We start from the raw sequence: 23,134 nt of genomic DNA on the forward strand, positions 1-23,134 counted from the left end.
AGGTAATGGCATGAAGCTAGCATTCTGGAAAAAGAAAAAAAGTACTGACTGTGTTGTTGAAGATAACTTGGTGGCGAGTATAAAGTCTTTACAATATGACGAAGTTGGATTGATTTCTGCTTATCAACAAAATGCTAAAAATGACGCTGATTTTTATTGGGAAAGTCTAGAAGAAGAAGATATCGCGTATCTCCTGGATGATCAGTATGTATTGCCATGGGAGGAGCTGTTTCAGCTTCAGCAAGATCCCGAACATAGTAACGTACTTAATTTACTCAACCTACCTAGTCCAACAACTTTATATCCAGTGATTCGTAGTGAGGGAGGATTAAGTGATCCTGATTTTAAAATCATTCTGGATGGATGGTGTGATCAAAATAGGATTAAGTCTAAAGGCCTAATTAAACGAATAGGTGCGGTACTGAATGTTGATGGTCAAGAATATTTACTGAATGAAACGACTTGGAAACTTGTAGAAAAAGTTAAAGAATTTGCTCGTATTTCAAATAAAGATAATAAGCTCAATCAAAAGTATTGGGCTCAAATACGAAGTTTAGCCAATCGAAGTCAAGCAAATTTAGATGAGTTTCTTCGTAAGACCGTGGTACTTGCACCTGAAAAATTACAATTGAATCTACGTAAAAACTTGATTAGTCAGGAATCAGTTGTAGAAGTACAGCCCGACTTTGATGAGTCACCGTCAAATTGGTTGCAAACTTTTGATCGCTATAATCAGGTACAAGATCAATATAGCATTAGCCTACCAGATGGTGGAGTCGCTCATGTAGTCATTGATCCTCAAGTCAAAAATGTACTGAGTGAAATTAAAAAGATGCCGAATAGACGTGTATCTGGTGAACGCGCTCAAATATTTTTGCATAACCCCTTCGCGCAATTAGGAGATGACGCCACACAGGTGATCTCTCCAGAGGATTTCGAACAATCAAAGCAAGAAGCAGAAATCTATAGTTATAGCTTACAGCTAGATAAATTTTATAATGAGTCTGGGTATTATATTTCTGCTCAATTAACTCTCAACGAAAACTCAGGTCGTGAACAACAACCGATTCTGTTAGAACTTTCTAATCTAGAGCAAACAAAATATTTTATTACTGCCTATGAAAAGCCATCACCAATTTTCATGTGGGCGGGTTATACAATTGATAAAACAAGTTATTTAGATCATCAGGTTCAAGAATTAAAAAGTGATCTAACAGAAATCCAAAAATATGAAGATGAGTTACAAGCACAGCAAGTTTTAGATCTATCCAATTACAGTGATCGGGTCATTGGTATCGGTGAAGCACAAAAACTAAACTCTGAGTTTATTCAAAGAGATAGTGGTGAATCAGAGTGGTTGCCACAGCATCTCATTGAGTTGGAGCAACAATTCCAGGATCGCTTCTCCGATGAGGCAATAGAATTGCTTGAACAGCGTATCAAACAGGCTGAGCAAGAAGGTAAAGATCAGGTTCTAATTCCTAATGCGAATACTGAAGTCTCACTAGATGACGCTAAAAAATTATTAAATAGTCTGAGTGATTCAAATAGAAAAGAACCTATTGAAACATTAGAAGAATCTACGGTTAATTTACAGAAAAAAAAGAAAGATACATTACTCATTGCGAATAACATTGATAAAGCTGAGTTTACTAAACAACGAGCAGATCAATTGGTTTTTGATGAGAAGAACCATCCCCCAGCTAGATTGCCTTCAAGTTTCAGAAGTCAGGAATTCGGTTTAAAACCGCATCAGGAGTACGGAGTTGCATGGTTGCAGAATCTACATCAATATGCACCGGAACAGGTAAGTGGCTGCCTTTTAGCAGACGATATGGGATTGGGGAAGACCCTGCAATTGTTGTGCTTTATTGGTGAATACTTAGAAAATGCAAAAGATAAAAAACCAGTTTTAGTGGTTGCTCCAGTTTCATTGTTAGAAAATTGGGAGGCAGAAGCAAATCGGTTCTTCAGTGCTAAATTTGCTAAGATCCTAAGTCTATATGGTGAAAATTTAAAAGATCGAAAAATTCCCAAGCATTTAATATCTGCTCAATTAAGAGATGATCATGGTATTACGCATTTGCTTGAAGAAGATTGGCGAGGTGATGCGGATATTGTCCTCACAACCTATGAAACGATGCGTGATCTAGAGTTTTCTTTAGCGCGAGTTGATTGGGGGATTATGGTTTGCGATGAAGCACAAAAAATTAAAGTACCTACGGCTATGGTGACAAAAGCGGCTAAAGCTCAAAAGGCAGACTTTAAAATAGCATGTACTGGTACTCCAGTGGAAAATTCACTCACTGACTTATGGTGCTTATTTGATTTTATACAAGAAAATTTGCTAGGTTCATTGAATGAATTTGGAAAAACTTATCGTCGTCCTATAGAAAATATTGAGAATGTGGATAATGAAGTATTGGAACAATTACGGAATTTGATTGCACCACAAGTTTTAAGACGGATGAAACATGATGTTGCTGATTTACCAGAAAAAATTGAAGTAGATCATTGTAAAAATATTACGATTTCTTCACTTCAACGTCACTTATATGCCGATGTAATTAATCGCTACAGGAGGTTGTCTGAAGAAGGTAATCAAGGTGCGATGTTGGCATCACTGCACAGTATGCGAATGATTTGTGCACATCCATTCCTATTGCAACCGAATGCTTCAATTCACGAATCCCCTAAAGTAGATTGGCTGATCAAAACCTTGGAAGCAATTAAGGTAAAGAATGAAAAAGTTATTATCTTCACTGAATTTAGAGATATTCAAGTCTTTCTGAAACGGATTCTTCTAGAACGGTTCGGCTTAAATGTTACAACCGTTAATGGGGATTCAAATACAAGCAGTAAAAAAGGTTTAACACGGCAAAACCTTATTGATAGATTCCAAGCAACTAGTGGTTTTAATGTAATCATTTTATCCACCACTGCTGTAGGTTTTGGCGTTAATATCCAAAAAGCTAATCATGTTATTCATTATACGCGCAGTTGGAATCCTGCCAAGGAAGATCAGGCAACTGACCGTTCTTATCGAATAGGACAAGATAAAGAAGTTTTTGTTTACTACCCATCAATAGCAGCAAATGATTTTGATACTTTTGAAATAAAATTAGATCGACTTTTATCAAGTAAGCGGGCTCTGGCAGATGATATGCTGCAGCCGAGTAGAGAACTTAGCAAAGAATTGATTGAAATGATTTAGATAACTTATCAATTTTAATTGCTTAGTCTATTGATTTAAAATTAAGCCTTGTATAACAAGGCTTAATACTCATAATTAATAAAGTTTAGTTAGTTTTTCATATTCTTTAGAACCTTCAATCATTGGTACCATTTGAAGATTCTTGTATCTAAATAACGTTGGCATCTCATGGAAAAGATCAAAAAACAATGATACCGAATCTTTGTACATTTCCTGCTTTAGCTTAGAGAAGTTTGGTCTATAAAATTCACCTGAGCCAAGTACTGGCGTATAGAAAATTTTAATTTGATTGATGTGAAGCCCAGGTAAATGCTGGCTAATGAAATGATTAACCATGTCCTCAAAGTTAATTTCATCGATATCAATTTCAATCTCTTCATCATACTCATCTCTCACATTAGTAATAGTGAGCCATGTTTCTAATCCATAGGGATGATAAATATAAATATCAGATGAGATGTATTCGCCATTTTCATTTTCATAACCCGCAGGCAGTGGAGTATAAAATCCATCAAAGGCATTGGTTATAAGTTGAGCCTGTGATTTTTCTGAATCTTCAGCTAGGCTACGAATCGCATCAACAGTGTTTTGATGTAACTTAAATGCTTTATTTACTATTCCACGGCGTTCATTACTTTCTTGGTTGATTTCAGTTCTAGTTTTTACCATTAATAAAGTTCTCTATTTAGATTTTTAACATTGATTATTGTAGGGTATCCTACATTTTTATACAAGTAATTTCTAAAGAGGACTTATTTTTAAAACAAAACTTTTAACTTAGGCGCGTTTATGCTTAGGAAATGGCACAATTTTATTTCTCAAACTATCAATAAAATCAGACCATTCTTGCATCATCTTGATTCGATATTCTAAGTGTTGAGCATGGTTATAAGCTTGAGATACGGCATTACCGACTCGATGTGCTAACTGAATTTCAATTGCATCATGCATATAGCCCTGCTCATGAAGTGTCGTTGATGCAAGTCCACGGAATCCATGACCAGTCATTTTACCGTTATAGCCCATCGTACGGATCACACAGAGGAGTGCATTGCTACTCATGGGTTTTGCCGTGCTATGGTTATAGAAAACGTACTGCTTATTGCCGGTGAGAGGCCGTAATCCTTCAATGAGTTCAATTGCCTGTTTGGATAATGGAACAATGTGAGGCTGAGCCATTTTCATTTTCTCAGCAGGTATTCGCCATAAATGATTATCAAAATCAATCTCATTCCACTCCATCATTCTAAGTTCAGCTGTGCGTACAAAAGTCAGCGTCATTAGTTGAATGGCTGTTTTAATCATTGGATTGCCATGATAGCGGTCCATTCGCTCAAGGAAGGGTGGGAACTCAGAAATATCCAAACGTGCCATATGCTTCACTTTACGAGGTTTTAAAGCCTCATGAAGATGAGGTGTCGGATCATTCTCGATGAGACCCTTACGAATCGCAAAACGGAAAATACGACCTGCTAAAGGTATAGAGCGTTTAGCCATTTCCTGTGCGCCACGTTCTTCGATTTTTTTGGCGCAGGCAAGCACATCTTTACCTTTGATTTGATCAATAGGCATATTGCCTAAATCTGGGAAAAGGTCTTTTTCAAATACGGATAAATCACGTAAATAGGTATTTTCTTTAATAACAGCTTTACGGTCTTCCATCCATTCCATAGCAAGTGCTTTGAAAAGCGTATTTTCAGCAGCTTGTTGTTTCTTTTGCTTCTTCGCTTCGTTGGGATTAATCCCATCTTTTAACTTTAACCGAGCTTCGTCTCGAATTCTTCTTGCTTGAGCCAGTGAGGTTTCAGGATAGGTACCGATGCTGAAAATATTTTCTTTACCGTTAAAGCGGAACTTCATTCGCCAATACATACCGCCCGATGGTGTGACTTCTAAGTACATACCTTTCTCATCGGAATAACGAGCTTTTTTTTCTAGGGGTTTAAGCTTTCGTACTTTTGCATCTGTAAGCATTTTGAAGTTCCACAGAAATTGGGGGTATAAAAATTGAGGGTATAAATACGTACCCCCATTTATACCCCTAACTCGAACAGGGTTTCAATAGATGTTGTTAGATAACATAAGACAAAAAAAAGACCTAAACCATTGTGGTTTAAGTCTTTTAAGATCCCATAAGACATCATGGGAATGATATTTGGCGGTGAGAGAGGGATTCGAACCCTCGATACGCTATAAACGTATACACACTTTCCAGGCGTGCTCCTTCAGCCACTCGGACACCTCACCATGGCCGTGGATGATATAGAAAAAAAGCCAGTCTGCCAAGCTTGAAACAATTGATTTGCGGAAAAACTTTGAACGCAGTGCTATGATTCGCAAAAATGCTTGTTAAAAACGAAGACAATTTATGCAAAGCACTGCACAAAAGGCAGCTCTTCCGGTCATTACGCTGGCTGCGCTTGGAGTAGTTTTTGGAGATATTGGGACCAGTCCGCTGTATGCACTGCGCCAATGCTTCCTCACTGCACATCTCGCCATTAGCGAAGCTTCAGTACTCGGCATCCTGTCCCTGATTTTCTGGTGCATGATGCTGACCATCAGTTTTAAATACGTCACCATCATCATGCGTGCTGACAACAATGGTGAAGGCGGGATCATGTCACTGCTGGCATTGAACCTGCGTACCACACGCATTTCCGATCAAAAGAAAATTTTCCTGATCGCCTTGGGCTTTATCGGGGCATCACTATTTTTTGGTGACGGAATTATTACTCCGGCAATCTCTGTGCTCTCAGCCATCGAAGGCCTGAGTATTGCGACACCCATTTTCAATCAATGGCTGGTGCCGTTATCGATCGGAATTCTGGCTGGACTGTTTATAATTCAGCGACATGGTACGGCGACGATGGGCAAGTTCTTCGGGCCTTTAACCCTGCTCTGGTTTCTGTCCATTGGTGGCTTTGGTTTATGGAGCATTATCCAGACCCCATTTGTACTCTGGATGGTAAACCCTTACTGGGCCTATCACTTTGTGGTTGATCAGCCTTATGTGGCTTTTCTGACCATGGGGGCGGTGATCCTGACCATGACCGGCGGTGAAGCAATTTATGCCGATATGGGGCATTTTGGCCGTCTGCCGATTCGTCTGGCCTGGTTCATTATTGTCTTGCCGTGTCTATTGCTGAATTATGCCGGGCAAGGAGCATTGTTGCTGCGTAATCCTGAAGCACTAGAGAACCCTTTTTATATGCTGTTACCTGAGTGGGCCTTGTTCCCGATGATTGGACTGGCAACGGCAGCAGCGGTAATTGCTTCACAGGCGGTTATTACCGGGGTGTTTTCTATGGTCAATCAGGCCATTCAGTTGCGTTATTTGCCGCGCCTGTCAGTCAAGCATACTTCGGCAGTGGAGCGCGGTCAGATTTATCTGCCTTTCATTAACTGGATGCTGTTTATCTCGGTCCTGATCCTGATTTTACTGTTTGAAAATAGTGCCAGTCTGGCCAGTGCCTATGGTGTTGCAGTGACCATGACCATGCTCTGCGGCACAATTCTGATCTCAATTCTGGCGTATGGCTTCTGGCGTTGGCCGGTATGGAAAGTGGCTTTATTTGCTGTGCCATTTTTGGCACTGGATTTGATCTTTGTTGCTTCAACTTCCTTAAAAATCGCTTCAGGAGGTTGGGTACCAATTCTGATTGGTGCAGTACTGTTTACAATTCTCATGACCTGGAAAGACGGGCGTGCTTTGGTGCTGACACGGCTTGAGCAGGATGCTTTACCGATAGACTTATTTATTAAAAGCATCTCGATGGGGGACGGCACCAAGTTTGTACCAGGGGATGCTGTTTTCCTGACGGGTACACCCAATATTGTGCCACATGCCATGCTACATAATATTAAGCATAACAAAGTCTTACATGAAAGAAATATCATGCTCACGGTAATTACCCGCGACATTCCTTTTGTCGACAGACAAGATCGGATTGAGGTAGAAAAACTGAGTGAACACTTTTACCGGGTATTTATCTATTACGGTTTTAAGGATCAGCCGAATATTCCGGATGCGTTACAACAGGCCTATGAGCAATGGAATTTTGAATATGACCTAATGCAGATCAGTTTCTTTATTTCACGTGAACGGATTATGCATACTGTGGGTGAGGGCATGGCACCCTGGCGGGAAAAGCTGTTTATTTCCATGCAGCGTAATACCAGTCCGGTCAGCGATTTTTATCAGATTCCAACCAACCGTGTAGTCGAGCTGGGCACCCAGATCCAGATCTAAGTAAGATGAGAAATCAAAAAAACCAGAGCCATACTCTGGTTTTTTTATACAGAAAACAATAAACCGGCGAGTTTGGTTTATTGCTCAAGCTCTACCGCAGCTGGCATTTCAGGTGCCGCATTCAAAGGTTCTTCCATCTGTACTGGCTCTGCATCCGATTGCACCGCAACTTCAGCCTGTTCATTGCTTACCTCTGCTTCAATCACAGCGGCTTGCTGTTCTTCCTGTGCTGGTTGTGGTTGAGGCGCAGCCATAGACATGTTTGCCTCTACACCTGCCTCATTCATGCCAGGTTCTACCATAGCTGGTTGAGGAACAGTACCTGAATTTGGTGCCTGAGTCATTGCTGGATCATTAGACATTGGGGCGGGTGTATTTGGCATTGCGGGCTGTGGTGCCACTGTACGCGGGTCAACTAGGCGGATCTGGCCCGAATTTACCAAACTTTCTAAAGAGCCTTCCTGGCCATTCACTTTTGTACTGATTTTAGCTTTAGAGAGGCTTTCAAGTGTTTCACCCGATTGAATGGTGGGTTCGGCAAATGCCCCTACGCTCATCACACTTGTAAATAATCCTAAACTTAATATTTTAGAGAATTTGGAATTCATAATTAACACCATTACTAATAATTGTACGAATTGGATAGGCGCTTAGCTTTACATACTCAGTCTATGAGGCCAAACAAAGCTACGTAAACACCGTGAAAATTCATTTAAAAAGAAATAAAAACCAGACAGTTTGTTACAACGAATGCGGTTTATACACAGTTATTGTTTATTTAGTAAACGAATAGTGGAGCCAAGATATACTTCGCTTATACAGCTTGTTAAGCTCAATTAAAGTCGGTGTTGATCTAAAAAGTACGTGTAAGAATGGCCAAGAAGCAGCGTAAATCCAAAAATTCATTTTTTCAGTTTTTAAATGATAATAGTATTAAAGTCATTCTGGGTGTAGTGGCTTCGAGCAGCTTCGCCATCGCTTTTGGTCAAGAAAAAATCAGTCAATGGGTATCACTGTCATCCTCTACCGATTCTGCCTGCCTGAACCAGTTTTACCGTGATGTACCCCCTTACCTGATGAGAGAGAGCCTGAAAAAAGACAGTTATTCACTGTGTTTTAATGGCTTTAATGTAGAGTATTCCGGAGTATCCAAGACCCCGCTCTGGGTGGCAGAAGCTTTAACGCCGGCACGCTTAAGCAAGAAAATTCCTCGTGAAGACAGTTTTCATGAAGAAGAGCGGGTTAGTGCGAAACATCGTGCCACATTGGCGGATTATCGCGGGTCGGGCTATGACCGGGGGCATATGGCACCCAATGCTGACATGCCGACTAAAGCGGCACAGTTTGACAGTTTTTCCTTGGCCAATATGGTGCCGCAGGCGCCCAAGAACAATCAGCAGGTCTGGCGTGAGCTGGAAGAGGCTACCCGTGCGATTGTGACCAAGCAAAAGCAGGATGTCTATGTCATCACCGGTCCGGTATTTGCAGGGAAAAAACTCAAAACCATCGGCAATGGTGTAATCGTGCCGACTGCGGTCTATAAAGCAGTTTATATGCCGAAAACCGGTGCCATTGGTGCCTACTATGCTCCGAATGATAATTCACTCAAAGTACGTATAGTCAGTGTCTGTTATCTGGAAGAACAGTTGGGAATTAACCTGTTCCCGCAGCTCACTGAAGAGCAGAAGCGCAATACTTATCGCCTGCCATTGACAGCCAAGGCAGTAAAAGCCAACCAGAAAATTGAATATTCGAACTGGGATGCGGAAAGCCAGTGTGCCGAAGACGTTTCCAAAGAAAACCTGCAGGCGCTGCAACGCCAGTTCAAATTTGCCTCAAGCGGCTCGACCTCACCTGCAGCTGGCAGTGCGATGGATAGCGCAACGCAAGAGACTATCGTGAAACAGCTGATTGATGCCTTATTGCAATATATTTTGCAGCTGTTGAAATAAGTTTGCTGAAAAAACCGGAATTCAGGTAGCATCGATATCACAGCTTGATTAGAAAATAACAAAGACAGGTGAAAAGGATATGTTTAAAGCATTTGAAAATGGCAACGAATCCCATGCCATTCATGATCTGACTTTGGAAAATGATCTGGACTGCGTCAGCCTGTATGGTAACTTGCAGATCACCAAGGATCAGCAGGGGCTGAAAGTGGCCAAAGCCTTGCAGGCTTTTATCGATGATGTCGTGCAGCAGCTCGAGAACACACCTGACCTGCCAGAAAAAATTCAGCGTAATGACCTGGATGAAATTGAAAATCCATTTTTATAAAACGTGCAGCTCTGTTTTTCTGCACGTTCTAAGGGAAACATGCAGAAAATGAACTTATAAATTAGATAGAGATTTTTATATCTCTATCCCTGCAAGCACTAGTTTTTCTTTTCCAGCAGGGTCTTGTAAATCAATGCGCCAATAATGCCGCCAACTATCGGGGCAACCCAGAATAACCACAATTGACTCAATGCTGCAGTCTGTGCAAAAAGTGCTACACCTGTACTACGCGCAGGATTGACCGAAGTATTGGTCACGGGAATACTGATAAGGTGAATCAGGGTCAGGGCAAGACCGATGGCAATTGGCGCAAAGCCAACAGGTGCACGACGATCAGTAACTCCCATAATTACAATCAGAAAGATTGCAGTCAGTATAATCTCGATGATTAATGCCGACCCCATAGAATAATGGGCGGGCGAGAGTTCAGCAAAACCATTGCTGGCAAAAGCACCGGTACCGGTAAATCCTAGCTGACCTTGTACAATCACATACAGTAACCAGGCGGCCAGAATTGCACCAATCACCTGTGAGACGATATAGGGAAGCAGCTGTTTAGCTTCAAAACGTCCACCTGCCCATAAGCCCACACTGATCGCAGGATTAAAGTGTGCTCCCGAGATATGACCGAGGGCATAAGCCCCGGTGAGTACGGTTAAACCAAATGCCAAGGCGACGCCAGCGAAACCAATTCCCAGTTCCGGAAAAGCCGCTGCTAATATCGCGCTGCCGCAACCACCGAAGACCAGCCAGAACGTACCGATCAATTCTGCAATATATTTATCCATAGTGTATTCCTTTATTGTTTTTATTTGCTTTTTTTAAATTTTATATCAGTAAGCTGCAATAGGGAGAGCAGATTGCTGCTGTCTTTATTCGTGCCTGTCAGGGTTCACGACATTGAGATGCTTTCTAATCGCCATTGTTGTGGCGTCAGCTTGGTCCACTGCTTGAATGCCCGCTGAAAGGCACTCTGTTCAGAATAACCGAGTAACATTGCGGTTTCTTGCAAGCTCAAGTGTGGATCTTTCAGGTATTGCATGGCCATCATGCAGCGGATTTCCTGCATCCGTTGCTGGTAGGTTTTGCCCTGTTTCTGCAAATGGCGCTGTAACTGACGCACTGAAAAATTCATCTGCTCGGCAATATGCTCAATCTGGAACAGGTTTTTTTGCAGGCCAATCAGAATCGCCTGTTGCAGTTGCTGATCAATCAGGGTGGAGTGCGGGAATTTTTCTAACAGTGCGTTGGCCTGTTGCATCAACAGTTTCTGCAAGGTCTGGTCGCCCTGTTTCAGTGGCATGGAAAGTTCACTTACATGTACCAATACCTGATTTTTAGCTTGGGAAAAACGGACCTTACAGCGGAAATGCTGTTCATAAAGGGAAATTTTTTTGGGCATTGGATGCTGAAAATGTACTTCATATAACTGTACACCACGCGGATCCTGAACAATGGTCTTAATGAACTCGGTCATCAGTGCAATGGCGATTTCATCGGTCAATTGGGTATTCAAATTAAAAGGGACTTCGGCCCAGCCAATCGACACATAATCACCTTCCCACTGCAGCTGGAGTGGACCGCCATCATAGATCAGGCGATGATAATCATGATAGCGCATGAACGCCTCCCCCAAGGTTTCACTTGAGAGGGTCAGATAGCCAATGATCCCGAGATGTTTGACTTCTACCAGTTGGGCTATTTCCAGACCCAGAGCAGGTCGTTGCAGCTGTTGATCAAGTGTTGTTAACAGCTCACGCCACAGGACGAAATCGAAGCATTCGAGGTTTTGAATGGCCAATAATTTCTTAGGGACCTCAAGCTGTTTCAACTGATAATAGTCCAAAAGCAAATGTCCTAAACCCCCGTATACCGAGCCTACGTAGTCTTTTAGAACCAGCATTTTTAATTCTTTTATTTTGTCGTATTTTGTCAATCATATTGAATATTTTGGTCAATATCTAGTCCTTTATTTAGCCTATATTCAAAATAGACCAAGAGGTAAAAGATCATGTGGAAAGGTTTTCTGGTAGGACTCGTCGTTGCAAATGGGTTTGAATGGTTTGCGCATAAGTATGTATTGCATGGTGTTCACCGGCCGGGACAGAGCCGCTATAGTCCGGTGCCGGAAAGTATGCGCTCCCATTGGGAACATCACCGGGTTGTGCGCAAAACGGAATTTTCCGATTTCGGTTATGTAGAAGGACTGGATAACTGGCGTACCCGTAATGAAATAGCTTCACTGGCAGTCGTCGCGACCGTTTTTGGACTCAGTTTTTATCCTTTTTCCAAAGGCATGACACTGGCTACCCTATATAGTGCAGGCAACTATTATTATTTACATCGCCGGGCTCATCTGGAACCGGAATGGGCCAAAAAGAAATTGCCCTGGCATTATGATCATCATATGAATAGTAATCAGGATGCGAACTGGTGCGTCACCAAGCCCTGGTTTGATTATCTGCTCGGTACCCGGGTGGTTTCCTCGGCAGATTTGCAGGAACAGAATCCTTTAGGTTTGAGCTTGCCTGCACCGATCTCGAAAAAACTGAACCGCTGGGCAGAACAATATTTTCCGGTTAAATCGGCCGATGCTTCCACTAAAATGACGAAAAATACTGCAAAAAATACGGTAATGAAGCAGTTAAATACACAGGTTATGGAGTAAAACAGGGCTTTGTCGTGATTTGTCAATAAAATACGATTGTATTGTCAATATTGTCCTGCGGATTTCACTTATATTTGCTCCTGTCGGTGAGCAAAGCCTCATACTGATAATGTTTCTGGGTGTAATGAGTTATTTTGAATACCAAGTGCTGTAGTCTTATCTTGGTTTTATAAGGAGTCGTAAGACTCCTTTTTTTTGTCCCGTATTTGCTGTGTTGTTTTATTTAAGGCATAAAAAAAGAGTGTTTATAAAAACACTCTTTAATCAAATCATCATCTAAAACGGCTTAAAGGCGCATTTCAATCCCTTGGGCTGCCATATAGGCTTTGGCTTCCGGAATGGTATGCTGGCCAAAATGGAAAATTGAAGCTGCCAGTACCGCATCGGCACCACCATGAATAATGCCGTCCGCCAAATGCTGTAAATTACCCACACCGCCAGAAGCAATAGTCGGTACCGTGACGCGGTCATTAATCGCACGCATCAGGGCAATATCGTAACCGGCTTTGGTGCCATCGGCATCCATCGAAGTAATCAGTAACTCACCTGCGCCGAAGTCAGCCATTTTCACAGCCCATTCAATCGCATCAATCCCGGTTTCTTTACGGCCACCGTGGGTGAAAATTTCCCATTTGTGGTCGCCAGTTTTTTTTGCATCGATCGCCACCACGATACACTGTGCGCCAAAGCGCTGTGATGCTTCTTGCACAAACTCGGGATTATAAATGGCTGCCGAGTTAATACTGACTTTGTCTGCACCGGCATTGAGCAGTAAACGGATATCTTCAACTTTACGTACACCACCCCCGACAGTCAGAGGCACGAATACAGATTCGGCCATACGTTCCACGGTACGGTAAGTCGTGTCGCGTCCATGATGTGTAGCGGTAATATCAAGGAATGTAATTTCATCGGCACCTTGTTCATTATATCGGCGCGCCACTTCGACCGGGTCGCCCGCATCACGAATATCAAGGAACTGGACACCCTTGACCACGCGGCCGTTATCCACGTCCAGACAAGGAATAATACGTTTAGCTAGCATAAATTTTTCCAATTATTACAGCCGATTATGAAACTCACCCACGCAAGCGCTACACCTTGGCAGATGGAAACGGTATTCTAGCAAAATTATGTAAGTTTTTTCGCAGGTTTTCTATGTCGGTTTATACCACTTTGACTTTAAAGGAAGTTCAGGATTTTGCAGCGCCTTATGGTTTAAAGGCGATTGATCTGATTCCCATTCAAGGCGGTATTCAAAATACCAACTATTTTTTAGTCTGCGAAGACCAGCAATATGTGCTGACCGTATTTGAAGATATGGATGAACAGGCAGCAGGCGAACTGGTTCCGGTTCTGGAACATCTGGGGCAGGCTGGGTTGGCTGTTCCGGTGCCTTTATCGCATTCAGGCAAAGCGATTCACAGTATTAAAGATAAACCGGCACAAATTGCACCGCGCCTGATGGGTGAACATCCGATGCCCTCTACCATCGGACAAGTTGAAGCGATTGCAGTGGCTCAGGCGAAAATGCACGTGGCGTTACAAGACTTTAAACTGCAACGTAATTTCGTACGTGATCATGCATATTGGCTGGCAGTGTCTCAAGAGATCAAACCAAGCTTGAATCCGGCAGATAAAGTCTTGCTGGGTAAACTGTTAGGTTTATATGAGGCTTTAACGGCGGTATATCCGGACCGTCCACGCGGTTTTATTCATTCAGATCTGTTCCGTGACAATACTTTATTTGAAGGCGATCAGCTGAATGGTATTCTGGATTTTTATGAGTTGAATCAAGATGAATTCCTGTTTGACATCGCGATTACGTTAAATGATTTCTGTACTGAATATCCTGACGTGGTCCTTAATAAAGAAAAGGCCAATGCCTTTTTAAAAGCGTATGAAACCGTTCGTCCCTTAACTGAGGATGAAAAATCCTGTCTGGAACTTTATCTGGCCATGGCGGCTGGGCGTTTCTGGATGATGCGTCTGCAGGTGGCACAGCGTAATGCAGCACTGGGTCGGAATGGCGAAGATATTTTGCAAAAAAATCCGGACGAAATGCGTAATATGCTGATTGAACGCTTAAAATTCGTCACTGCTTAAACAATCAGATTAAAAAGGATAGGGGATATGCGCGATCAGGGACGCTTAGTGGAATGGTTTGATGAACAGGGGTATGGTTTCATTCAGCCCAGTGACCCCGCCAAAGATCGCGTATTTCTACATATCAAGGATTTTGCCAAGCCTGGCCCACGTCCAATCGTGGGCTGTGCGCTGGATTATCTGGTCGTTCTGGATGAACGTGGACGTTATCGCGCGCAGCAGGTGATGTACCTTAAAGCATCGCAAAGCAAAGGTTTGCAAGCCAAACTCAAGCCGTCCAAGCCGCAGCAGACACAGAAATTACAACCCATGCAAATTGCCTGTGTGGGTTATCTTCTGTTTCTGGTCGTTCTGACGCTGGCGGGTTTACTCAGTGGACTGGTCTTATTGCTGGTCAGCCTGATGAATGCACTGAGCTACTGGCTCTACGCACAAGACAAGGAAGCAGCACAGCTGGGTAATCGCCGTATTCCGGAAAATACCTTGCATCTGGTGGCCTTCTTGGGCGGCTGGCCGGCAGCCTGGCTGGCACAGCAGAAATTACGCCATAAAACACAAAAACAACCGTTCCGGCAGATATATTTTTGTACCATAGGCTTTAACATCATTTTGATTCTATGGCTGATTTCCCCATTCAATAGCTTAAATATCTAGGGGAAAATACGAGGAGGGGATGTGAACTATTCCATTGATAAAGACCCAAACCGCACACTGACTTTTGCATTATACATTTTATATATCGTGGCCATTTTTAGTGCTGGCCTGCTGGCTATCGTAGCCCTCATCATTAACTATGTAAAACGGCGCGATGTACGTGGTTCCATCTTTGAAAGCCACTTTACCTGGCAGATCCGCAGTTTCTGGTGGTATCTGTTCTGGAATATTATTGCTTTTGTTCCCTTCCTGTTCCTGTTCTTTACTCATGAAGATCCCGATCTATTTGCCGGCGTAACCTTTGGTGCTTCCGCTTTCTGTTTGATTGTCATTTTTGTTTCCTGGATCTGGATTGTCTATCGGGCGATCCGCGGTATCATGCGTTTAAATGACAACAAGCCGATGTATAACAAATAATTTTAGCCGTATTTCCCCAGAGAAAAAATCCCCCTTTTAAGGGGGATTTAGTGGAATTAAGAAAGATCTTGCTTTAATTCTTCTGTTGGTTCTTTTCTTAAAAACTTTGGTTTCCATTCACTGACAATCACGCCAAGCACCACCATCAATCCACCGACTAGCGCGAGCGCAGGTAGACGTTCTCCGGCCAGACGACCAAACAGGGCTGCCCATACCGGTTCGCCGGCATAGATAATCGCTGCCTGCGAAGGATTGACCATGCGCTGCGCCCAGTTCATCACCAGTTGAATCAAGGCACTGGCAATACCTAAACCGACTAAAATTCCTGCCAGATGCCAGTGAAATTCGGGTAGCTGAGATTCACCTAAAACGGGTGCGATCATAAAACAGAACAATGATGCAAAAATCAGTTGCAGCACTGTAACCCGGCGTACATTGACCCGTTCAGCAAAATGGCTGATGAAAATAATCTCCAGTGCAATTGCAATCGAACCAAGCAACGTCAGGGTTTGCCCGAAACTGAGCTGAATTGCAGCAAAGCCATTGCCTGTCAAAAATACCAGACCGGTAAAGGCAAACAGCGCTCCGATCCAGGTCATCACCTGTGGTTTTTTAGCAAACAATAGCCAGAGCAGGATCGGGACCAGCGGCACATACAAGGCGGTTAAAAAAGCCGATTCACTGCTGCTAATGGTCTGTAAACCCACTGTTTGGGTGCCATAACCAATGGAAATCATAAATCCAATCACCGCGCCGGCGAACGCCTCTTTCAGGTTCATGCCTTTTAGCGACTTCAGTGAAATCAGGGTGACGGCAAGCGCTGCTGCAGCAAAGCGCAGACCGACAAATATCATCGGACTGCTAAAATTCAGCCCGTATTGCACAGTAATAAAACTGCCACCCCAGATTAAAGTAATCAGGATTAAGGCAAACTGCGGTAATTTGGCTGTCAGGGAGGCTGAGCGGGAGGCGGAAATGATTGTAAACATGCGAGGAGATCAGAAAATTAAAAAATAAAAAAGAGGTCCGAAGACCTCTTTTACAGCAGGCTTAATTATAGCGCCTGTTGCTCATCTAGCAATAACTGTGCTTCACGTAAACTTAAGGTACCTTCGTAAATTGCACGACCGGTAATTGCGCCTAAAATACCCGGTTGGTCTTTCAGGTTACGTACGTCATCCAGATTGGTCACGCCACCTGAAGCAATCACAGGCAGGCCTGAATATTGTGCCAGGTTTACGGTCTGTTCAATGTTTACACCCTGCATCATGCCATCACGCGCGATATCCGTATAGACAATGCTCGACACGCCAGCATCGGCAAAACGTTTCGCCAGGTCAGTAGCTTTGACATCAGTCACATTGGCCCAGCCATCTGTTGCCACCATGCCATTCATGGCATCAATACCCACAATAATGTGGCCGGCAAATTTTTGACATGCTTCTTCAACAAATTCAGGATTCTGAACTGCTTTGGTGCCAATAATCACAAAAGAAACACCAGCTTGCAGATAATGCTCGATGGTTTCCAGAGAACGGATACCACCACCAATCTGGATCGGCAAGTCAGGCTGGGATTTGACAATGGCTTCAACCACTGGCTTATGGATTGGCGTACCTGCGAAAGCACCGTTTAAATCTACCAGATGCAAGCGGCGAGCGCCTTCATTTACCCAATGCTGTGCTGTTGCGACCGGATCGTCTGAAAATACGGTATCGTCTTCCATACGACCTTGTTTTAAACGGACACATTTGCCATCTTTCAGGTCAATTGCAGGAATGATCAGCATGCTTTCGCTCCTTGCTCAATCTTTAGAATGAATTTCAGTGGCTTCATCTTAGCAAATAAAGTCGAAATTTCTAACTCTTAAACGGTATGAATAAAGAAAACCTGTACACAGACAGGTAGGAGTTAGGTAATTTATTTTAATGGCATTAATGAGTCTGCGAGTGAATGGAGATCAGATCTTTATAGTAGGTCGCGTATCGAACTGAGCATCAGTCAAAATGGTAAAAAGACATTGCTGTTGAAACTCCGTTTCCGACCTTGCTCATCCTAGCTTTCATTCGTATATCAAGCAATATCGAAGTCATCCTTGTCATGCCAGACGCAATACGTGGCTCAAGTGCTTAAGCCGTCGATGAGGGGCGGATTCTCAATTTCAGTGACGTATTGGGAATCTCTTTGGGTAAAAGACCTCGCTGCAACAATTCTTCAAATACCAGCACGGGCGCATAGGCATCTGCTGCTGCATAATCAATTTGTGCCGGGCTGAGCTTCTTGCTGGCCCAGTTCGAGGTACTAATCCGTTTGGATTTAGGAAAATTTACTTGAAATAGCAAAGCCATGGCATTTTTTAATCCGACCGGATTGTTTAAACCAAAAGCTTTAAAACATTTGGACAGTTCGACCACACTGTTGAGTTCAATGCCTTTTTTACGGAACAGATGCGCATCATTTTTCAGGCCAAAACCGACCTTGATCTGGTCTCGACTGGCAAAGATCGGTTTAAGAAAATCCCAGATCGAATCATTCATTTGAAATAAATAGGCTTTGTGCAAAGTCGCTAGCTGAATCAGATGTGGCCCGGTAGAGACTTCACCGACTTTAAAGGTGGGCTTGGATTCAGAATCGAAACCCAGGACGGCACAGCTTTTTAGCTCCTGTTCAAGGGCATGACATTGTTCCAGACGATTAATCACCTGAATCTGTTGCATTGGAAGATTTTTAAATACAAGAAAAGTCTGAATTTGTTCCTTGCTTGGTAAAGTATCCAGCAGCTGTTGCATAAGCTTCAATCATTAAATGAATGCATTCAGCTTAATCACTTTTGCTGTTCTAGGCAAAAATAAAGCCCATGAAGAATGGGCTTTATGCAAAATTTAACAAGGATTAATCAGTGTGATAGCTACTCTGTTCCATCTGCGCCTGTTGAGCCTGAGTCACATAGTCTTGATATGCCGGAAGCGCAATTGCAGCCAGAATAGCTAAAGGGAAAATTAAAAAATAGAGCCAGCCTAAAACCTTTTCCCATGTTCGGGTGCTACGTCGAGGGCCATATTGGTTGGGACGGTCATCCCCTTTAGCAAAAATTAAGTAAAGGATAAAAATCAGATTGACCAGCGGAATGAGGACAAGTAAGGATAACCATCCTGTGTGATTACGGTCATGTAGACGGCGAATAGTAAAAACAAAACTAAAATACAGCATGACCAAGTAAGCGAGTCCGATGAGAACAGTTGCAACCATGGATGAGCCTGCCAGAGTAGAGCTATCCATAAATAGGCCAGGTGAAAAAGCTGCAATCATCCCAATGATGATCAGGAGCGAAAAGGTCATTAGCATGTTCCAGCCGAGATAAGACAAGCGGCCAAAACGACCATTTGGGCTTAAAGCTGATCCATTGCTTGGATAGTGTGGATTCATTATTGTATTTCCCCTGAGTTTAATTATTTTTAAATATAAAGAGTTACTTCAAAATCATAACAATTTTAATGGCTAAAAAATAGTCAGAATTCTAGCAGTGAACTAATCTAAATGAATAAAAAAGCCCGCAGATGCGAGCTTTTTAGAAACTTTAAAAATCCTGAGATTAGATCTTCCAATCCACAAAGTTTTTCAATAACTGTAAACCGGCGGTATGGCTCTTTTCCGGATGGAACTGGGTCGCAAACAGGTTTTCTTTATGAATTGCGGTACAGAACTCGATGCCATAGGTACAAGTCGCTGCCACCAGGTCTGAATCTTGTGGTTCTACATAGTAACTGTGCACAAAGTAAAAACGCGCGTCCTGTTCGATATTGTTCCACATCGGATGGTCAGGATCAGCCTGATGCACCTGGTTCCAGCCCATATGCGGCACTTTTAAGCCCGCCATTTCCGGAAAATGCTTGACTGCGCCTTCAAAAATACCCAGTGCCTCTGCACCGCCATTCTCTTCGGAATGTTGCATCAAGGCTTGCATACCCACACAAATGGCCAGTACCGGCTTGTTAAATACGGCGTTGCGTACCACTTCATCAATCCCGGCTTCGTGTATACCTTGCATGCAGTCACGCATCGCGCCTACGCCCGGAAAGACAATCTTGTCTGCTTGTGCAATCAGTTTTGGATCATTGGTCACATCAACCGTGGCACCGACATGTTCTAATGCTTTTGCCGCAGAGTGCAAATTTCCCATGCCATAATCAAGAAGGGCAATACGGGTCATTACAGCGTACCTTTGGTTGAAGCTACCGTATTGGCAGCACGTGGATCGACTTCACAGGCCATACGCAGTGCACGCGCAAATGCTTTAAATACGCTTTCGATCTGGTGATGGCTGTTTTTGCCCTTCAGGTTGTCGATATGCACGGTCATCAGCGAGTGGTTCACAAAGCCCTGGAAGAATTCAGAGAACAGGTCTACATCAAAACGGCCGATCATGGCACGGGTAAATGGAATATCCATAAATAGGCCCGGACGACCCGACAGATCGACCACGACACGGCTTAAAGATTCATCAAGTGGCGCATAGAAATGGCCATAGCGTTTCAAACCTTTTTTATCACCCAGCGCTTGCGCGAAAGCCTGACCCAGCGTAATACCGCAGTCTTCTACAGTATGATGGTCGTCAATTTCCAGATCGCCCTCACAATGAATATCAATATCAAACAGGCCATGCCGCTTGATTTGATCAATCATATGATCTAAAAAGGGAATACCCGTGTTTAAGGTGCCTTGACCAGTACCGTCGAGATTCAAACGAACTCGAATTTTGGTTTCGTTGGTATTTCTTACCACTTCACTGATACGATCTGTCATAGACACGTTCCTCAAATACGTCAAAATGATTGATGTAGAAAATATTTTCGCCGTGACGAAGTCACCGCATATTAGATTGCTCAGGAGGGTTTATCAATGCCTATCACCGTACATGCTTATACTTCTTTAGAAAATGACGAAGTGCGCAGCCAGCTTGAGCGACTGTATGACACGAGCCCGGAATTTAGCGACGGGTCAGATGCCATGGAACAACTAGAGCAAAACCTTGCACAGTATACCTCAGTTTATAGCGCAGAATTTAATAGCAAAATTATTGGGGCAATCTGGTGCACCGGGCAGGGCGAAAGCCGGATTCTGGAAAATATCGTGGTACATCCGGCCAACCGTGGTCGTGGTGTGGCAGAAAGGCTGGTCAGTGAAGTCTGTCGCATGGAAGAAGATAAAGGCGTGAAAAATTTTGTACCGGGCTGTGGGGCCATTCATCGTTGTCTGGCCAATCTGGAAAAGATATAAAGATAGCGCAGTCAAAAGCAGCCTTAAGGCTGCTTTTTTATGTAAGCAAGCGTCTAGATCTGTTTGAATTGCTAAGGTCTTTGGTAAAAACTGTTTGAATTGTGACTCAAATTGACCCGAGTTGATGGAAAAGTAAACATTTGATGAAAATTATTCTCTCCGCTCTTGACGATTTATAATGGAGACTGTTTAATACGCGACATCGGCGTGATAGCTCAGTAGGTAGAGCAACGGATTGAAAATCCGTGTGTCCCCAGTTCGATCCTGGGTCTCGCCACCATATTTTAAAACGATTTAAAAGTTTTCAATCCCTGATCCCATCAGGGATTTTTTTTAGGCCAAAAATCAGGTACTCAAATATTTTTTTCATAATTTTGATTGACTAATGAAGCCAGATACGGCTTAATACACCGCATCGGCGTGATAGCTCAGTAGGTAGAGCAACGGATTGAAAATCCGTGTGTCCCCAGTTCGATCCTGGGTCTCGCCACCATATTCAAAAAAATCCTCAAACCATGTTTGGGGATTTTTTTTGTCCGGACTAAAGTCATATCAAGATTTTTCCTAATTTTTCAATCTTTTTAATTGCTTCCTTTTTTAGTTTAAGCTGTTTTTATTTGTCATTTACCGTTTATCAAACTTAACAATAGGCACTGGTATTATTTGTAAGCTTTCAGTCAGATGCTTTCCCTTTTCCAAACGAGGGTGAATATGATGAATCTTCTGAAACCCATAATACGAAGCCTGATAGCCACCTGTATGACTTTGACTTTACCGTTATTAGGTCATGCTGGCTCTACGGGTGAATCTGATTCCGTGATACTGCCTACGCTTACCGTAATGGCAGAACCTGAACTGCGTGCGGTGATTGAAGTTGTGCCTTACCAGGAAGATGCAGCTCAACAACAGGCCTTGCAAATGCGTCTGATGGAAATTGAACGTGATATCCAGTCTTATAGCGTCGATGCTGATTTTGTCGCAAATATTGATGTCATGCGTGCACCTGCTCCTCCAGATCTGGACAGCCTGCCTATGATCTTCCAGGAATATGTGCTGGCTGTAGCACAGGGCTTATTGTCTTCAGATCCACGAAATGGGCTGTATGTGGTGTTGCAACCTTTTGGTATTAACCGCGATGCCACCACCGTCCAGATTGCCCGTGAGCAGTTTAATTCCTACCGGAACCAGCTTAATCTTTCACTGCCATCTCCTTCCAGGTAAGCCGTGCCCGGCATTGGACTTTACTAGTTGCGGGCTTGTGTAGCAGCAACTAAAGATCAAAAACAAGCAGGAAGTTGAAATAAATTTCCTGCCAGATCGGTGTTATATCTTCATAGGTAAGTATTGCTGGAAAAATTGAACATCTTGAATTGTGTCTAAAAAATAAGCATAGTGGATAGGAATCTACAAGATCTGATGGATAGAACTGGAGCGTGTACATGCCGCGTGTTTTTATGATTTTAGCTGCTGTGACACTGGCAATTTTTATTGGGCTGTTTTATCAGCATTCTGTCCAGCAAAAACATCAGGCCGAGCTGCTGGAATATGAAACCGTACTAGAAGAAAAAACTGAAAGTATTGCACAGCAGGCACAGGACTGGTCTAAACCGATTCAGATCGAGCTGGAAGATGACCGTCTGGAGGGCGACTATGCCATTATGGCTGAATTCATGCTGGGGCAATTGCGTGACAGTGCCGAGGAACGTAATCAGTATCTACGGGATCTAAAAGCGGCCAACTGGCAGAATTTTCTGGATATTAACCGCTTGGCCAAGGACCAGACCCAAGATTATAAAGAAACTGAAGCCATGCTTAAGCAAGTCCATCAAATTATGGACAGCTATCAGCAGAAAATCCAGCAACGTGATGCTGAGCTGATCGACAAGGCACAGCAACTGGATATTAAAAACCGTTATCGCCAGCAACTAACCCAGAATCTGAAAGATAGTCAGCAAAATAGTAATGCACATGTCATTTTCGAAATCGAAAAACAGAATTTAGCCAAGGCAGATGCTTTATTTGCAGTCTTAAAAAAGTATAAATGGCAAAAGAAAAATAACATGTTTATGTTCTATGACGATAAAGCGGTGAAAGAGTTTAATGCGCTGTACAAGGAAATTCTGGACCTGAACAAGCAGATGCAACAAGTCGCGAGCGCTAACCAGAAAGCAGTAGAAAACAAGTTATGACCTGTCTTGGATGGTCGGCCAGATTACTGTCATCCACTGCTCAATACGGGTTACTGAATTGAAGCTGTCAAATCCAGGCAGCT

General features: G+C 43.0%; 23 protein-coding genes and 3 tRNA genes. 13 read left to right on the plus strand and 13 right to left on the minus strand.

Going from position 1 to position 23,134, the window contains the following annotated elements; all coding sequences use genetic code 11:
* The first annotated feature begins 10 nt into the window (after window positions 1-10).
* Window positions 11-3,214 (plus strand): DEAD/DEAH box helicase, encoded by a 3,204-nt coding sequence (locus VXP95_RS04080; protein ID WP_416711495.1) that lies wholly within the window; start codon window positions 11-13, stop codon window positions 3,212-3,214.
* Window positions 3,215-3,289: 75 nt separating this feature from the next.
* Here the strand turns inward: VXP95_RS04080 and VXP95_RS04085 are convergent, their stop codons facing one another.
* The 3 genes from VXP95_RS04085 to VXP95_RS04095 form a co-directional block, all read right to left on the minus strand.
* Window positions 3,290-3,883, minus strand: coding sequence for a hypothetical protein (locus VXP95_RS04085; RefSeq protein WP_034669821.1), 594 nt, complete (start codon window positions 3,881-3,883; stop codon window positions 3,290-3,292).
* Window positions 3,884-3,991: 108 nt separating this feature from the next.
* Window positions 3,992-5,188, minus strand: coding sequence for a tyrosine-type recombinase/integrase (locus VXP95_RS04090; protein WP_125278590.1), 1,197 nt, complete (start codon window positions 5,186-5,188; stop codon window positions 3,992-3,994).
* 182 nt (window positions 5,189-5,370) lie between these two features.
* Window positions 5,371-5,461, minus strand: a tRNA-Ser gene (locus VXP95_RS04095).
* Window positions 5,462-5,582: 121 nt separating this feature from the next.
* On the opposite strand from VXP95_RS04095, the gene VXP95_RS04100 reads away from it, so the two are divergent.
* On the plus strand, window positions 5,583-7,463 hold the full coding sequence (locus VXP95_RS04100; RefSeq protein WP_064095020.1) for a potassium transporter Kup: 1,881 nt from the start codon (window positions 5,583-5,585) through the stop codon (window positions 7,461-7,463).
* A gap of 77 nt (window positions 7,464-7,540) precedes the next feature.
* Here VXP95_RS04100 and VXP95_RS04105 read toward each other — a convergent pair whose 3' ends face one another.
* Complete coding sequence (locus VXP95_RS04105) at window positions 7,541-8,071, minus strand: hypothetical protein (RefSeq protein WP_416705690.1); 531 nt, start codon at window positions 8,069-8,071, stop codon at window positions 7,541-7,543.
* 264 nt (window positions 8,072-8,335) lie between these two features.
* Here VXP95_RS04105 and VXP95_RS04110 point away from each other — a divergent pair, with 264 nt between their 5' ends.
* Complete coding sequence (locus tag VXP95_RS04110) at window positions 8,336-9,415, plus strand: DNA/RNA non-specific endonuclease (RefSeq protein ID WP_416681392.1); 1,080 nt, start codon at window positions 8,336-8,338, stop codon at window positions 9,413-9,415.
* Window positions 9,416-9,494: 79 nt separating this feature from the next.
* Entirely contained in the window at window positions 9,495-9,740 is a 246-nt protein-coding gene (locus VXP95_RS04115; RefSeq protein ID WP_064095017.1) for a hypothetical protein, read from the plus strand.
* 98 nt (window positions 9,741-9,838) lie between these two features.
* Here VXP95_RS04115 and aqpZ read toward each other — a convergent pair whose 3' ends face one another.
* Both aqpZ and VXP95_RS04125 read right to left on the minus strand, forming a co-directional pair.
* The gene (gene aqpZ / locus VXP95_RS04120; RefSeq protein ID WP_064095016.1) at window positions 9,839-10,528 is read right to left on the minus strand and encodes an aquaporin Z; all 690 of its coding nucleotides are present in this window, start codon (window positions 10,526-10,528) and stop codon (window positions 9,839-9,841) included.
* 104 nt (window positions 10,529-10,632) lie between these two features.
* Window positions 10,633-11,643, minus strand: a complete 1,011-nt coding sequence (locus tag VXP95_RS04125) for an AraC family transcriptional regulator (RefSeq protein WP_064095015.1) — start codon at window positions 11,641-11,643, stop codon at window positions 10,633-10,635.
* A gap of 108 nt (window positions 11,644-11,751) precedes the next feature.
* Between VXP95_RS04125 and VXP95_RS04130 the strand changes: the two genes are divergently transcribed.
* Entirely contained in the window at window positions 11,752-12,408 is a 657-nt protein-coding gene (locus VXP95_RS04130; RefSeq protein ID WP_416711498.1) for a hypothetical protein, read from the plus strand.
* A gap of 286 nt (window positions 12,409-12,694) precedes the next feature.
* Here VXP95_RS04130 and hisF read toward each other — a convergent pair whose 3' ends face one another.
* Window positions 12,695-13,453 (minus strand): imidazole glycerol phosphate synthase subunit HisF, encoded by a 759-nt coding sequence (gene hisF / locus VXP95_RS04135; RefSeq protein ID WP_004647284.1) that lies wholly within the window; start codon window positions 13,451-13,453, stop codon window positions 12,695-12,697.
* A 113-nt stretch (window positions 13,454-13,566) separates the two neighbouring features.
* Between hisF and VXP95_RS04140 the strand changes: the two genes are divergently transcribed.
* From VXP95_RS04140 to VXP95_RS04150, 3 genes are read left to right on the plus strand one after another with little or no spacing between them, the layout of a single operon-like run.
* On the plus strand, window positions 13,567-14,514 hold the full coding sequence (locus VXP95_RS04140; protein WP_416681384.1) for a homoserine kinase: 948 nt from the start codon (window positions 13,567-13,569) through the stop codon (window positions 14,512-14,514).
* Window positions 14,515-14,541: 27 nt separating this feature from the next.
* Window positions 14,542-15,168 carry a DUF1294 domain-containing protein gene (locus tag VXP95_RS04145; protein WP_064102631.1) on the plus strand — a complete coding sequence of 209 codons (627 nt, stop codon included), beginning with the start codon at window positions 14,542-14,544 and terminating at the stop codon, window positions 15,166-15,168.
* A 21-nt stretch (window positions 15,169-15,189) separates the two neighbouring features.
* Window positions 15,190-15,585 (plus strand): DUF4870 family protein, encoded by a 396-nt coding sequence (locus VXP95_RS04150; protein WP_416711499.1) that lies wholly within the window; start codon window positions 15,190-15,192, stop codon window positions 15,583-15,585.
* 56 nt (window positions 15,586-15,641) lie between these two features.
* Here the strand turns inward: VXP95_RS04150 and VXP95_RS04155 are convergent, their stop codons facing one another.
* The 6 genes from VXP95_RS04155 to hisB all read right to left on the minus strand — a co-directional run bounded on the left by VXP95_RS04155 (window position 15,642) and on the right by hisB (window position 20,388).
* Complete coding sequence (locus tag VXP95_RS04155) at window positions 15,642-16,574, minus strand: DMT family transporter (protein ID WP_416711500.1); 933 nt, start codon at window positions 16,572-16,574, stop codon at window positions 15,642-15,644.
* Between the two features lie 65 nt (window positions 16,575-16,639).
* On the minus strand, window positions 16,640-17,374 hold the full coding sequence (hisA, locus tag VXP95_RS04160) for a 1-(5-phosphoribosyl)-5-[(5-phosphoribosylamino)methylideneamino]imidazole-4-carboxamide isomerase (RefSeq protein WP_416681382.1): 735 nt from the start codon (window positions 17,372-17,374) through the stop codon (window positions 16,640-16,642).
* Window positions 17,375-17,714: 340 nt separating this feature from the next.
* The gene (locus VXP95_RS04165) at window positions 17,715-18,374 is read right to left on the minus strand and encodes a 3'-5' exonuclease (RefSeq protein WP_416681380.1); all 660 of its coding nucleotides are present in this window, start codon (window positions 18,372-18,374) and stop codon (window positions 17,715-17,717) included.
* Window positions 18,375-18,477: 103 nt separating this feature from the next.
* Entirely contained in the window at window positions 18,478-19,011 is a 534-nt protein-coding gene (locus tag VXP95_RS04170; RefSeq protein WP_416711501.1) for a DUF805 domain-containing protein, read from the minus strand.
* A gap of 166 nt (window positions 19,012-19,177) precedes the next feature.
* Window positions 19,178-19,795 carry an imidazole glycerol phosphate synthase subunit HisH gene (gene hisH, locus VXP95_RS04175; protein WP_416711503.1) on the minus strand — a complete coding sequence of 206 codons (618 nt, stop codon included), beginning with the start codon at window positions 19,793-19,795 and terminating at the stop codon, window positions 19,178-19,180.
* Window positions 19,795-20,388 (minus strand): imidazoleglycerol-phosphate dehydratase HisB, encoded by a 594-nt coding sequence (gene hisB / locus VXP95_RS04180; protein ID WP_005095198.1) that lies wholly within the window; start codon window positions 20,386-20,388, stop codon window positions 19,795-19,797. Before hisB ends, hisH begins: the two co-directional genes overlap by 1 nt.
* Window positions 20,389-20,484: 96 nt before the next feature.
* Here hisB and VXP95_RS04185 point away from each other — a divergent pair, with 96 nt between their 5' ends.
* From VXP95_RS04185 to VXP95_RS04205, 5 genes are all read left to right on the plus strand, one after another.
* Window positions 20,485-20,862, plus strand: a complete 378-nt coding sequence (locus VXP95_RS04185; RefSeq protein ID WP_064095005.1) for a GNAT family N-acetyltransferase — start codon at window positions 20,485-20,487, stop codon at window positions 20,860-20,862.
* Between the two features lie 204 nt (window positions 20,863-21,066).
* Window positions 21,067-21,142 (plus strand) — tRNA-Phe (locus VXP95_RS04190).
* A gap of 137 nt (window positions 21,143-21,279) precedes the next feature.
* A tRNA-Phe gene (locus VXP95_RS04195) sits at window positions 21,280-21,355 on the plus strand.
* Between the two features lie 221 nt (window positions 21,356-21,576).
* Window positions 21,577-22,083, plus strand: coding sequence for a hypothetical protein (locus tag VXP95_RS04200; RefSeq protein ID WP_416711511.1), 507 nt, complete (start codon window positions 21,577-21,579; stop codon window positions 22,081-22,083).
* 218 nt (window positions 22,084-22,301) lie between these two features.
* Window positions 22,302-23,051 (plus strand): hypothetical protein, encoded by a 750-nt coding sequence (locus VXP95_RS04205; RefSeq protein WP_064102634.1) that lies wholly within the window; start codon window positions 22,302-22,304, stop codon window positions 23,049-23,051.
* Window positions 23,052-23,134 lie beyond the last annotated feature (83 nt).

Source organism: Acinetobacter sp. 226 (assembly GCF_048147925.1).
GTDB classification, from domain to species: Bacteria; Pseudomonadota; Gammaproteobacteria; order Pseudomonadales; family Moraxellaceae; genus Acinetobacter; species Acinetobacter pecorum.